The sequence below is a fragment of the Dactylosporangium sp. CS-047395 genome, assembly GCF_050942185.1.
GTDB lineage: Bacteria > Actinomycetota > Actinomycetes > Mycobacteriales > Micromonosporaceae > Dactylosporangium.
This window is the reverse complement of record NZ_CP192015.1, coordinates 8,170,532-8,183,225: the sequence shown is the minus strand read 5'-3', so window position 1 is coordinate 8,183,225 and position 12,694 is coordinate 8,170,532. Positions and strand designations below refer to the sequence as shown.

General features: G+C 74.8%; 8 protein-coding genes. 1 reads left to right on the top strand and 7 read right to left on the bottom strand.

From position 1 onward, the window contains the following. Nucleotides 1-2,607 (bottom strand): fibronectin type III domain-containing protein, encoded by a 2,607-nt coding sequence (locus ACQP00_RS38460; RefSeq protein WP_433205814.1) that lies wholly within the window; start codon nt 2,605-2,607, stop codon nt 1-3. Between the two features lie 227 nt (nt 2,608-2,834). Here ACQP00_RS38460 and ACQP00_RS38455 point away from each other — a divergent pair, with 227 nt between their 5' ends. Next, nucleotides 2,835-7,196, top strand: a complete 4,362-nt coding sequence (locus ACQP00_RS38455) for an FtsK/SpoIIIE domain-containing protein (RefSeq protein ID WP_433205811.1) — start codon at nt 2,835-2,837, stop codon at nt 7,194-7,196. Here ACQP00_RS38455 and ACQP00_RS38450 read toward each other — a convergent pair. From ACQP00_RS38450 to ACQP00_RS38425, 6 genes are all read right to left on the bottom strand, one after another. Continuing rightward, nucleotides 7,193-7,777: a hypothetical protein gene (locus ACQP00_RS38450; protein ID WP_433205808.1), complete on the bottom strand. Its 585-nt coding sequence runs from the start codon at nt 7,775-7,777 to the stop codon at nt 7,193-7,195. The genes ACQP00_RS38455 and ACQP00_RS38450 overlap by 4 nt on opposite strands. Beyond that, nucleotides 7,774-9,051 carry a putative T7SS-secreted protein gene (locus ACQP00_RS38445; protein WP_433205805.1) on the bottom strand — a complete coding sequence of 426 codons (1,278 nt, stop codon included), beginning with the start codon at nt 9,049-9,051 and terminating at the stop codon, nt 7,774-7,776. Before ACQP00_RS38445 ends, ACQP00_RS38450 begins: the two co-directional genes overlap by 4 nt. Beyond that, on the bottom strand, nt 9,048-9,329 hold the full coding sequence (locus ACQP00_RS38440) for a hypothetical protein (protein ID WP_433205802.1): 282 nt from the start codon (nt 9,327-9,329) through the stop codon (nt 9,048-9,050). Before ACQP00_RS38440 ends, ACQP00_RS38445 begins: the two co-directional genes overlap by 4 nt. 11 nt (nt 9,330-9,340) lie before the next feature. Further along, the gene (locus ACQP00_RS38435) at nt 9,341-9,631 is read right to left on the bottom strand and encodes a WXG100 family type VII secretion target (protein ID WP_433046460.1); all 291 of its coding nucleotides are present in this window, start codon (nt 9,629-9,631) and stop codon (nt 9,341-9,343) included. A gap of 139 nt (nt 9,632-9,770) precedes the next feature. Next, nucleotides 9,771-11,129 carry a class I adenylate-forming enzyme family protein gene (locus tag ACQP00_RS38430; RefSeq protein ID WP_433205799.1) on the bottom strand — a complete coding sequence of 453 codons (1,359 nt, stop codon included), beginning with the start codon at nt 11,127-11,129 and terminating at the stop codon, nt 9,771-9,773. Continuing rightward, nucleotides 11,119-12,648, bottom strand: a complete 1,530-nt coding sequence (locus ACQP00_RS38425) for an NAD(P)-binding domain-containing protein (RefSeq protein WP_433205796.1) — start codon at nt 12,646-12,648, stop codon at nt 11,119-11,121. Before ACQP00_RS38425 ends, ACQP00_RS38430 begins: the two co-directional genes overlap by 11 nt. Nucleotides 12,649-12,694: the final 46 nt, after the last annotated feature.

Below are 12,694 nucleotides of genomic sequence, written 5' to 3'. Positions count from 1 at the left end.
TTACCAGGTCAGGGTGTTGGACGTGGGGCCGCTCACCACGTGCGCCCAGACCTGCTGGCCCGGGTACCCGTAGAAGCAGGTGCTGGAGGTGCTCGCCCCCGAGCCGTTCGTGGTGACGTCGTACTGGTAGTAGTCGCCGGAGCCGCCCGCCGGGCCGCCGGAGGTGCAGATGATGCTGTACTTCGTGTTCGCCGCGAAGTTCGCCAGCGTCACGGTCAGGTAGGCGCACGACGAGCTGGTGCAGGCCGCGCCGCTGTACCGGCCGCCCTTGGACACCGAGATCGTGGCCGGCGGCGGCGCGTCGTTGCTCCGGACGCTGCCGTGCGCGCCGGCCGGTCCGGTGCCGTAGGCGTTGACGACCTGCGCGTACACGTCGTAGCTGGTGCTGTAGGACAGCCCGCCGACCACGACCGAGCCCGCGCACCCGCCCGACCAGCGCAGCGCCCCGTTGAAGACGAGCTGGCAGGTGCCGGCGCCGGAGTTGTACAGGTTCACGTTGAGGTTGACGGTGGCCTGCCGGTCGCCGGAGAGGCTGACGCCGGTCACGTCGGCGGTCCCGGTCCGGCCCGGCGTGCCGCTGGCGGTGCCGGTGGCGCCGTCGCGGGTACCGCCGCCCTCTTTGCCCTTGGTGACCGCCTTGACGGTGAACGTGTAGGCGGTGCCGTTGCTCAGGCCGTCGAACGAGACCGGCCCGGCGGTGACCTCGCGGTCGGGCTGGCCGGTCGCGGTGACGACGTAGTGCTCCAGGGTGCCGCCGTTGAGGTTCGGCGCGTTCCAGCTCAGCGTGGCCCCGCCGTCGCGGACCGCGGCCTTGACCCCGCCGGGCGCGGCCGCCGCCTTGAACGGGGTCGCGCCGCCGCTGGCCGCCGAGGCCGGGCCGGTGGTGCCGAGGTCGTTGGTGGCGGTGACGGTGAACTGGTACGTGACGCCGAGGGTCAGCCCGGTCACCGTGGTCGTGGTGCCGGTGGCCGTGCCGGCCGGGGCGGTGCTGCCGTCGCTGCCGGTCGCGGTGACGTCGTAGCGGGTGATGGTGTGGCCCTGGCCGTTGGCGGCGTCCCAGCTGACCGCGACCGAACCGTCGGCGGCGGCCGCGCTGGCCTTCACCCCGCCCGGCGCGCCCGGCACCTCCGAACTCGGCTTGAACGGGGCCGAGGTGGCCGCCGGGCCGGTGCCGACGCCGTTGCGGGCGGTGACCGTGACCGTGTAGGAGACGCCGTTGCGCAGGCCGGTCAGGTCGGTGGTGAGCCGGTTGCCGGGCACGTCGAGGGTGCCGGTGCTGCCGTCGTCGCCGCGCCAGGCCACCGTGTACGCCTGGACCGCGTCCCCGTTGGCCGCGGCCGCGCCCCAGCTGAGCTGGGCCTGGCCGTTGCCGGGGCGCGCGTTCACGGCACCGGGGGCGCCCGGCGCGGCCTTCTTGGTGGTGGTCGGCGGCGGCGCGGTCTTGGTGGTCGCCGGCTGGGTGGCGGGCGGCGCGGCGGGCGTCGACGGGGTCGGGTTGGCCTGCGGCAGCTGGGAGCCGCCGATCGGGACCGCGGTCACCGACCCGTCGTGGTCGACGACGAGCGTGTGCGTGCCGTTGGCGGTGTCGACGTACAGCCGCTGGTCCTGGCCCTTGGTGATCTGCACGCCCTTGGCCCCGCCGGGGACCGGGAGCTTCGCCTTCGGGTTGCCCTTGGCGTCGAACGTGAGCACCTCGCCGGTGGTGGCGTTGACCACGGCGACCGTGCCCTCGCCGACCGCGACCTGGCCGTAGTCGCCGGCGGCCAGGGGTACCGTCACCGGCGCCCCACCGCTCTTGACGTCCGCGAGCAGCAGCTGGGGCCGCCCCTTGTCCACGATGGGCAGCCGGCCGTCGACGTCGGCGTTGCCGAGCGTGGCGCCCGCGGGGACCGCCGTGCCGAGGGCCTTGGCCGCGCCGAGCCCGTCCGGGCCGACCGGGCGCACGGTGGCGTCGGTGGCGTCGACGAACGAGGCGTGCCCGGAGATGACCGCGAGCACGCCGGTGTGGCCGTCCGGGACGGTGCCGGCGCAGGCGATGCCGGACGCGCCCGGGGCGATGTGGCACAGCGCGCCGGAGTCGGTGCGGCGCAGCCAGACGGTGCCGTCCTCGGTCGCCACCGGGTCGGCGACCGGGCCGCCGAGCTGGATGACCAGCGGCGGCACGTCGAGCCGGACGGCGGTGCCGGTGGCCCGGTACACCAGGTAGGGGCCGCCGTTGACCTCCAGGCCGACGGGCTGCTCGTCGACGGTCATCGGGATCGAGGTGTTCACGCTGAGCGTCGGCGTGTCGAACACGTCGATCGTCCGGCCGTGCACGACGTACCCCTTGGAGGAGCCCTGGATCGTGAACCCCGGCAGGTGGTTCGCACCCGGGAAGCCGCCGATCTTCGCGTCCAGGTTCTTCGTCGGCCCGTCGATGTGGAACGCGGCCCCGGCCGCCGTGTCGAACACCCAGTGCCCGGCCTTGCGCAGCCCGGACAGGGGCGCCCGGTAGCCGGTTCCGGCCGCGACGACGAAGCCCGCCGCGGCGAGCCCGAGCACGCACCACGCGGCGACGACGACCCGTCCGCGTCCCCAAGACCTGACGGCCCGCCACACGCGCAGCACCCGCGAAACCCCCTCCGGCAACGATCGCCGGGCGAACGTATCCGCAGTACAGGGCGGAACGTCATGGTCCGTTCGGACTTCGCGGGGCCAGGTCCGGCCGTCAGGACAGTCGATGTGCGGCAGCCGAACGGCTCGTTTGCGCCCGAACCGGTTGTGCCGGGGGCCGCTTTGCGATTATTGCTGTACGGCAAACGCGCGCGCGAGCCGTCAGGAGTTGACCGACCATCATGTGGCTGCCGATCACCGTCTCGATCGCCGGCCGGGAGGCCGACCTGCACGTCGAGGCGCGGGAGGGCGCCACCGTCGACCAGCTCGCGGCCGCGCTCGGGGCGTTCCTGGGCGCCGACGGCCGGGCGGTGCTGCACAGCCAGGCCGGCCCCTGCCCGCCGCAGGCCACCCTGGCCGAGGCCGGGCTGCGCGCGGGCGCGGTCGTCTCGTTCGGGCCTTTTTTTGAAAAACGCGACGCGGTGTACCCAGGGCGCAGCGTCCGCGTGGTGAGCGGGCCGGACGCCGGGTCGAGCGCCCCGTTGCCGCCCGGCGCGGTGCTCACCGTGGGCCGGGGCGCGGACCGGGGCCTGCGGCTGTCCACCGTGGCGGCGAGCGAGCGGCATGCGGTGTTCGCCGGTACCGTCGACGGCGCCCACGTCACCGACGAGCACTCCAGCAACCACACCCTGGTCGGCGACGCCCTCCTGCGCGGCGGCGACACCCGCACGGCCCCGCCCGGCACCCTCGTGCGGATCGGGGACGACCTGCTCACCGTGCACGACCCGGGCCCGCCCCGGCCGCCCGCGGTGCTCATCCCGATGCCGGACGGCACCCTGCGCCTGGACCGCCAGCAGCGCTACGACCAGCCCGCCGACCCCGGCGCGGTCACCCTGCCGGAGCCGCCCCCGGAGCCGTCGAAGGCCGCCACCGGGCTCGGCTGGACCGCCGCCTCCGGCCTCGTGCTGGGCGCGGTCGCCTACCTCGTCTGGCACAACGTCAGCTTCCTGATCCTCTCCGGGGCCAGCACCGTCACGCTGCTCGCCTCGACCCTGGCCGGCGCGTTCGGGGGCCGCCGCAAGCAGCGCAGGGCGGCCCGCGAGTACGCCGCCGCCCGGGCCGCCGGCCTGACCCGCCTCGGCGAACTCGCCGCGGCCGAACGCCGGGTCCGCCTCGAGCAGGCCCCGGACCTCGCCGAGGTGCTCGCCGTCGCCCAGCGCTTCGACGGCCGGCTCTGGCAGCGCCGCCCCGGCCACGACGACTTCCTGCGGCTGCGCCTCGGCGTCGCCGACCTGCCCAGCGGGGTCGCCCTCACCGACCCGGCCCCGGAGCCGGACCGGGCCGTCCCGCCGACGCTGCGCGGGGTGCCGGTCACCGCCTCGCTCGGCACCGCCGGGACCGTCGGCGTGGCCGGGCCGCCCGCCGCCGCCCGCGCCCTGGCCCGGTCCCTCGTCGTCCAGGCGGCCGTGCAGAGCGGCCCGGCCGACCTGCGCATCGCGCTGCTGGCCCGGCGGCTGCCGGACGACGCCGCGGCCGGGTGGGACTTCCTGCGGTGGCTGCCGCACACGCGGGGTACCGCCGCCCTGGCCACCGTCGCCGCCGGCGAGGAGACCCTGGCCGCCCTGGTGGACACCGTCCGCGCCGCCCTGGCCGCCGGCGGGCCGCGCTGGCTGCTCGTGGTCGACGGCGTCGCCGAGCACGACGTGGCCGGCCTGGCCGACCTGCTGCGGGCCGGCCCCGAGCGCGGCGTGCACGTCATCGCCGTCGGCGCCCTGCCGTCGCGCTGCCCGATCACCGTCGAGCTCGACCAGCGCGAGCCCCGCCTCACCGTGCGCCGCCCGGGCGAGCCGGACGTGCGCGGCGTCCTGGCCGACCTGGCGTCCCCGGCGATCGCGACCGCCGCCGCCCGCGCCCTCGCCCCGCTGGCCGACCCCGACGCCCGGGCCGGCGCGGCCGGGCTGCCCGACTCGGTCGCCCTGCTCGACCTGCCCGGCATGTCGGCCGACCCGGCGGCGATCGTGCAGCGCTGGCGGGCGGAGCCGCGGCGCACCGTCGTCCCGCTCGGCGCCACCGGCGAAGGCCCGCTCCTCGTCGACCTCGTCGGCAGCGGCCCGCACGCGCTGGTGGCCGGCTCCACCGGCTACGGCAAGTCCGCCCTGCTGCAGACCCTCGTCGCCGCGCTCGCCCTGGCCAACCGCCCCGACGAGCTCGGCTTCATCCTGGTCGACTTCAAGGGCGGCGCCGCGTTCCAGCCGTTCGAGGGCCTCCCGCACGTGCTCGACATGATCACCAACCTGGACGGCCCGAAGGTCATGCGGGCCATCGACTCCCTGGCCGGCGAGATCCGGCGGCGCCAGCGGCTGCTGAGCGAGCTGCGGATCGAGGGGCTCGGGGAGTACCAGCGAAAATCCGACGACGGCACCCTGCCCTCCGGCGCCCCGAAGTCCCTGCCGCGCATGTTCGTCGTGATCGACGAGTTCTCGATCCTGCGGGACGACCTCCCCGAGGACATCCTCAAGCGGCTCACGACCGTCGCCACCCAGGGCCGCTCGCTCGGGCTGCACCTCGTGATCGGCACCCAGACCCCGCGCGGGATCGTCCCCACCGAGATCCGCCCCAACGTCAACATCCGGGTCGCCCTGCACCTGGACGCCGAGCACTCGACGGACGTCGTCGGCTCCCCGGACGCGGCCGCGATCGCCGTGCCGGGCCGGGCCCTGCTCCAGCGCGGCGACACCGCCGGGCTGACCACGCTGCAGACCGCGTTCGTGGGCGGCAGCACGAGACGCGCCGCGGCCGACGTGCGCATCGTGCGGGCCGCCCTGACCGACCTGGGCCGGGCCCCGGACCTGGCCGCCGCCTCGGCCGCCAAGGACGTCAACGTGCTGGCCGCCGCGATCCGCGACGCCGCCGAGCTGGAGGGGCTCACCCGCACCCAGGCACCCTGGCTCCCACCGCTGCCGGACGAGCTGGACCTGCCGCCTTCCGCCGCGGGTGTACTGTCCTATGCCCGCGAGGACTGGGTCGCCGAACGCGAGCAGCCGGTGGCCGCGTGGCACCTCGAATCGGGACACCTCCTGGCCGCCGGCCGCCCCCGCTCCGGCCGCACCACGCTCCTGCGCGCCCTGGCCGCGTCGGTGGCCGCGAGCCGCCCCGACGAGCTGCACCTGTACGTCATCGACTGCGGCGGCCGCCTCGCCGACCTGCGCGATCTGCCGCACTGCGGGGCGTACGTCACCCGCGACGAACTCGACCGCGGCGCCAGGCTCCTGGACCGCCTGGAGCGCCTGGTCGACGAGCCGCCCCGCCAGGCCCGCACGGTGCTCCTGATCGACGACTTCGACACCTGGGAACGCGTCTTCGGCGAGCTGAACAACCGCGCCCCGCTCGACCAGCTCACCCACGTCTTCCAGAAGGGCGCCGCGGCGGGCGTCCATGTCGCGATGACCGGCACCGCGCGCATGCTGACCCGCCACCCGATGCTCAACAGCGCCGCCACGGACCGCCTCGCGCTCTCCTTCGACCAGGACGACTACAACGCGGTCGGCGTCCCGGCCGCCCTGCGCCCCACGGAACCCCGCCCGGGCCAGGCGACCCGCCTGACCGCGCCGTACCGCACGATGCAGATCGCGTACCGCCTGCCGTCCCGGCCCTCCCATCCGACCGTCCAAGGTGGACCGTGGCGCATCGACCCGCTGCCCTCCCGCCTTCCGTGGCCCGTCTCGCGCGGCCTGGGACGGGACCGCAGCGACGTGTTCCTCGGCGCCGGCGGCGACGAGCTGACCCTCCTCGGCGCCCGCCTCGCCGACGGCCCGGGCGTCTTCGTGGCCGGCGAACCGGGCAGCGGCAAGTCCACCGCGCTGCTGGCCGCGGGCCTGGACCTGATCGCCCGGGGCGTGCCGGTCATCGTCATCGCCCCGAACCGCACCTCACCCCTGCGCCTGCTCGCCGACAACGTGGAAGGGGTCGCGGTGGCCCTGCTGGCCCCGACCCCGACCGAGCGCCACGTCCAGCTGGCCCTGGCCACGGTCCCGAGCGGCCCGTACGTGGTGCTGATCGACGACGCCGACCGCCTCCAGGGCCCCGACGTGGCTCGCGTCCTGCGCGAACAGGTCTTCGAGTCGGGTGAGCCCGGCGTCGGCGCACTGGTCGCCGCCGACCTGGACGCGTTCGGCGGCCCCCCGCACGGCTCGATCCTGGCCGAGTCGGGCCGCGCTGGTGTGGGCCTGCTGACGGGCCCGCGCCAGCCGCGGGCGTTCCTCTTCGGCGCGGTACGCCACCTGCCCGAGGCCTACGTCGGCCGCGACATCGCCGGCCGCGGCATCCTGCTGCGCCGCCGCGAGCCGGTTCCGGTCCAGGTCCCGCTGGTGACCGCCGCGGACGTGGACGCCCTGCCGCGCCGCGAGGGCCGCATGAACGAACTGCTGGGCGTGGTGGACCGGCTGGCCGGCCCGCTGCCGGTGGGGGTGGACCGCCTGCGTGCCCTGGTGGCGGAGCTGGCGCCGTTCAACACCATGCCGCAGCCGAACGCCGACCGCTTGCTGGCGCTGGCCCCGGCGTGGACCGGCACCGCGACCGCCCTGATCGCCGCCGCGTCGTCCTAACCGAAGACGGGCGCGGGCTCCGACGTACGCTCGGGGCGCATGGTGGCGGCGATCGCGTCAAAGGCGGCCAGCAGCATCACGACATGCCGCAGCGCGGGCGTGCGGAACGCGAGGATCCACGACGGCGGATCGGGCGGCGCGACGACGTACTCCACGTCGAGCTGCCGCACCGGCCCCAGCGGACTGGCCCCGGTGCCGAGCCAGGTGTGCCGGACCGCCGTCCCGCCCGGCAGCGGGACGCGTGCCGATGGCCCCTCAGACCACCCGGGACGGTCGGCGCCGCGGTAGGCCTCGTACGGTGCGACCAGCAGTGAGGCCACCACGATCCGGCCGTCGTCGTTCGCGGCCGCGGCGCCCCCGGCGAGCAGGACAGCGCCGGCGGTGCGGGCCGTGGACGTCATGCGGTCGTACTCGGCGGTCAGCTCCTCCCCGGCCGCGTCGGGCAGGGCCGCCGTCTGCCCGGCCACCAGCGCCTCGACTCGCGCGGGGAGGTCCGTCGCGGTCAGGGGGAGGGCCCACCAGCCCGGCGGCAGTTCGAGCGAGACCCCGGCCCCGTCGGCGCCCGCGGCGGAGATCCTCATTCGCCCGTCTGACCCTTGATCCACTTGTCGACCTTCTTGTAGTCCTGGTAGACCTCGTAGCCCTTGTCCGCGCCCTCGGCGAGCATGCCGCCGATCGCGGGGGCGCGGTGGCCCGCGGGCACCCACTGCTCCAGCTTCGGCAGGCGGCCGTAGCCGGATGATTCCTTGATGAGGTCCTGAACCGCCTTGGCCTCGCGGCCCGCCTGGATCGGGTGCAGGGTCTCACGCACGGCGCCGGCGACCACACCGGTGCGGGTCGTGTCCCCGGCTACGTGGATCGCCGTCGTGGCGTAGTCGGCCGAGCGCTCGGCGGCCAGACCGGCCTTGGCGGCGGTCACTGCGGCCTTGTCGGTCATGCCCAGGGCCAGCAGGATCGGGGCGGCCTTCTCGCCGAAGCGCGCCGAGTTCTTGGCGGCGTCGGCGGCGAACTCCAGCTTGCCCGCGTTCTGGGCGCCCGTCCGCGCCACGGTGCCGAGCTTGCCGACGCCGCCCAGCACCACGCTGAGCGCCGACTCGCCGACAGTGCCCCAGTCGCCGTCGCCGGTCGCCACGAGGGTCAGGTCGACCACCAGCGAGATGGCGGCGACGGCCAGGTAGAGGGTGTCCACGAACGGGGCGATGACCGGGAAGAACGTCGCGATCAGGGCCACGACGCCGAGGACCTCGCGGATGGTGTGCAGGATCTCCGCGCCCTCGACCAGCGCGCCCTTGAGCATCTCGAAGAAGCCGCGACCGCCGCTGCCGCCGAGTTCGGCCGCGGCGGCGTCGATCTCGGCCTCGCAGGCCTTGCGGTCGCGGGCGGCGTCGGCGGCGATCGCGTCGTGCCGGCGTTGCAGGGCGACCACGGCCGGCGGCGGCCCCGGCGGGACGACCGGCGGGGGGCCGGGGGAGCAGGCGGCCAGCCGGGCCTGTTCGGCCTGGTGCTCGTCGTGCGCGCGGCGGGCCAGGGCGGCCACCTCGGCCGCCTCGGTCTGCAGGTCGGACAGGCGGCGCCACCAGTGGTCGAGGGCGTCGGCGGCGCGGCCGTACGCGCGGCCGGCGGTGGCCAGGCGGCGGGACAGGTCCTCCTTGCGCGGCGCGAACGCCTCGGCGGCCGGGCCGGTCCACACGTCGCGGTCGGTGCCGATGCCGGTCAGCACGGCCGAGGCCGACTGGACCGCGGTGACGGTGTCGCGCAGCTGGCGGATGACCTCCTGGACGGCCCAGCCGTCGCCGGGCGCGGGGTCGCCGCCGCGCAGGACGGTCGTGGTGCGCAGCGCGGCGGTGGTGGTCATGGGGTGCCGCCGAACCGTGCGGCGAGGGACCCCTCCAGCGCCTCGTAGCACTCCGCCGTCTGTTCGAGCTGTTTGCGCAGGTCAGCAGCGTCGTCGGCGATGGCCGAGATGAGGTTGCCGCCGCGCTTGCCGAGGTTGTGCACCGCGCCGTAGACGGGGTCGGGGAAGCCGTCCGGGCGCAGGTCGGCGCGCAGGCGGCGGAGCAGGTCGGCCGCGGTGGCCAGCCGGCTCGCGCCGTCGCGCAGGGCGCCCGTGTCGAAACTGCCGCTGACTGCCATGCGGTGCGGGGTTACTTGCCGAACGCGCGGCTGATGGTGTTCTCGTTGCTCTCGTAGCTCTGGCTGGCCTGGTTCAGCGCCTGGCCCATGCTGGCGAGGCTCTCCTGCAGCGGCACGACCGCCCGCTCCCACTGCTCGCGCGTGCCCTGGAAGGACTGCGCGCCGGGGCCGGTCCACACCGCCTGGAGCTGCTGGGCCGCGCTGCGCAGGTTGGCCACCGCCTGCTGCAGTTCCTCGGCCCGCTGGCGGGTGAGGCTCGCGTGCGCGCTGATCTCGCCGGTGTTGAACGTACCCTGAGTCATGGTGCCGCCTCTCGCAGTCGTCCCAAGTGCACGGATGCGGCGATCACGCTAGCCAAGCAGAACGCTGCGTGGCATGGTCGGCACGGCCGGTTCTGTGGTCCGACCGGCCGAATCCTTCCGGGTAACACGGACGATTGCGCTACAGCAAATTCTTGTCGGGTTTCCCGCTGGGCGCGAGCGGCGCGGCGGCGATGACCGCGATCGTCCGGGGCACGGCGGCCTCGCCGAGCACAGACCCGACCAAACTTCGCAAGTGCGAAAGATCAGGATCCAGACCCGTCGCCGGTACCACGAACGCGTGCACCGCCTCGCCCGTGTCGAGGGACGGCCGCGCCACCACGTAGGCCTCGGCCACCGCCGGATCCGACCCGAGCACCCGCTCGACCGCCCCCGCGTAGACCAGCTCGGCGTTGACGATGACGACGTCCCGCACGCGCCCCATGAGCCGCAGGTACCCGCGACTGTCCACAGTGGCCAGGTCCCGGGTCCGCACCCAGCCGTCCTGGAACACGTCGGCGGTCTCGGCCGGGTCGTCCCAGTAGAAGGAGGCCTGCGCGGCCGTGCGCACGAACAGCTCACCGTCGCGAATGGACAGTTCGTGCCCGGCCGGCGGCCGCCCGACCGAGGCGAGGACGCGCGGGTCGCCGAGCATCTCGCCCGGGGTGGCCATCGCGATCATGCCGGTCTCGGTCTGCCCGTACCCGTGGAACACGATCGGCCCCAGCACGTCGAGGGCCTCGGCGAGCCGGGCCGGTTCGAGCGGCGACCCGGACACCATGAGCGCCCGCAGCGACGACAGGTCGGCCGGCGCCGCCCGCTGCGCGCGTACGAGGTGGTGCAGCTTGCCGACGGTGATGACGCTGCCGGTGGCCCGGTGCCGCGGCATCATGTCCGGGAACCCGGGCGGGCGCGCGGCGACGAGGGTGCCGCCGGCGGCGAGGGCCAGCACGCCGTACTCCAGCATGACCTGACTCGACAGCGACCCGAACACGAGGTATCGGCGCAGGCGGGGCGCCAGCTCGGCGATCGCCGGCGGCCACCGGTCCGGGTACGGCGCCCACGCCGCACTCATCGCCGCGTACGTCTGCGCGCACCCCTTGGGCCGCCCGGTGCTGCCGCTCGTCCAGATCAGCCGGGCCACGTCGGCGGGCCGTCCGGCGGCCACCAGGGGCGCGCCGTCGTCGGGGGAGGCGAGCAGTGCGGCCAGCCGGTCCTCGTCGACCACGACCGCCCCGGGCACGGGCCGCCCCGACACCATCGCCCCGACCGCGAACGCGGCCAGGTTGGCGGCGAACGCCTCCGCCGTCACCCCGAGCGTCAGTGCCACCGCGGTGCCCGGCCCGGCCCCCGCCACCCGCAGCCCGGCGACGATCCGCCGCACCAGCGCCGCCATCCCGGCCGCCGTCGTCACCCGGTCGCCGTCCTCGAACACGGGCCGGTCGTCGCCGGTCGCCAGCAGGTCGAGCACCGGCTGCGGCCAGGTGTCCTCAGCCGGCATCGGCGAGGATTCCCTTGACGAAGAGCGACAACGGCTCCTGGTGTACCGCGGGCAGGTCCCAGTGGTTCTCCAGGTTCTCGGCCAGATGGTGCTCCGCCACCACGTCTGCCCCGCGATGGACGCGCACCACGGGATGCAGGTAGCTGGCGTCGTGCGCGGCCGCCGCGTCGTTCTCCGCGATGCGGGGGATCGTGATGTCGAACGGGTCGACCGTGTCGTGGTCCGGCCCGTACTCCAGCGTGGTCACGAACGCCAGCGGCACCTCCCCGAGCCCGCCGTCGCGCAGGAACGCGACCGGCACCTCCTCGTAGTACGTGCCGTCGGGCAGCACCACGTCGGCGAGGACCGCGAACTGCTGCCACAGCGCCGAGGTGCGGTTGATGCGCGCGATGATGGCGTCGGCGATCCCGTCCGGCGAGGGCTCGACCGCGACCGACGGCCACGGCGCGCCGTGATGCCGGACGCCGAGGATGCGGTGCAGGGCGCGCACGCCGTACCGGAAACCGTGGATGAAGCCGTTCGTGGACTTCTTGAAGTCGCGTTGCTGGGTCAGGGTCCCGGCGAAGTAGAGTCCGGGCACGTTCACCGACTCGAACGCCGGCGTCTGCTCCGGGAACCGGTCGTCGATGACCAGCCGCGGCCGGGCCGACCCGTCGAAGATGGACGCGTCGAAGCGGAAGCCGGTGGCGAGGATGATCCGGTCGTACTCCAGCCGGCGCAGCCGCTCCACCGTGCGCGCGTAGCGGAAGTCGATCCGGAACCCGCCCTCCGCGCGGCGCTCGATGCGCTCGACCGTGCCGTCCAGCACCGCGTTCTGGCTCTTGAGCTGGTACGTGTCCAGGAAGTTGTTGTTCACCGCCCGCAGATGCCCGACGTAGTGGGTCTGCCAGGCCAGCCGGATCGCGTGCGGCCCGGCGACGTGGATGACCGCGGCCGTCTCCACGAGCGCGTCGGCGGTCTCGAAGGCCGAGTTGCCCTTGCCGATGACGAGCACCCGCTGATTGGTGAAGTCCTCGGGGTCGACGCTGACGGTGTCGTACCGCTCGGCGAGCTCCGCGCCCGGGATCGGCGGGACGTGCAGCTGGGAGACGCCGGTGGCCACCACCACCCGCCGGGCCGCGAGTCCGTCCACATCGAACAGTCCGTCGGCGAACGCGATCCTCGAGACCCTGGTGTCGTACCGGATGCGCAGCGCCAGCCGCGCCGCGAAGTCGCCGAGGTAGCGCACGAGGTCGTCGGCGTGCGGGAAGTACCGGCGGCTGTAGTGCTTGAACAGCAGGGACTCGTCGTCGCTCAGCAGCGAGTTCCAGTCGGCGCGCAGGTTGAACTCCGGGTCCTCGGAGCCGGTCCAGACCTTGTTGATCGAGATCAGCGTGCGGTGCCGCGGGTAGGTGCGGAAGAACGTCCCCGGCGCCGGACCGGCCTCGAGCACCAGGTAGTCGCGGCCGTCGCGCTCCAGCAGGGCGGCCAGCTGCAGCCCGGCCGGGCCGGCGCCGATGATGAGGTAGTCCAGCGTCATGCGGCGCACCGTAACGAGCCGATTTCAGAACGTTCTGAGAATCGGG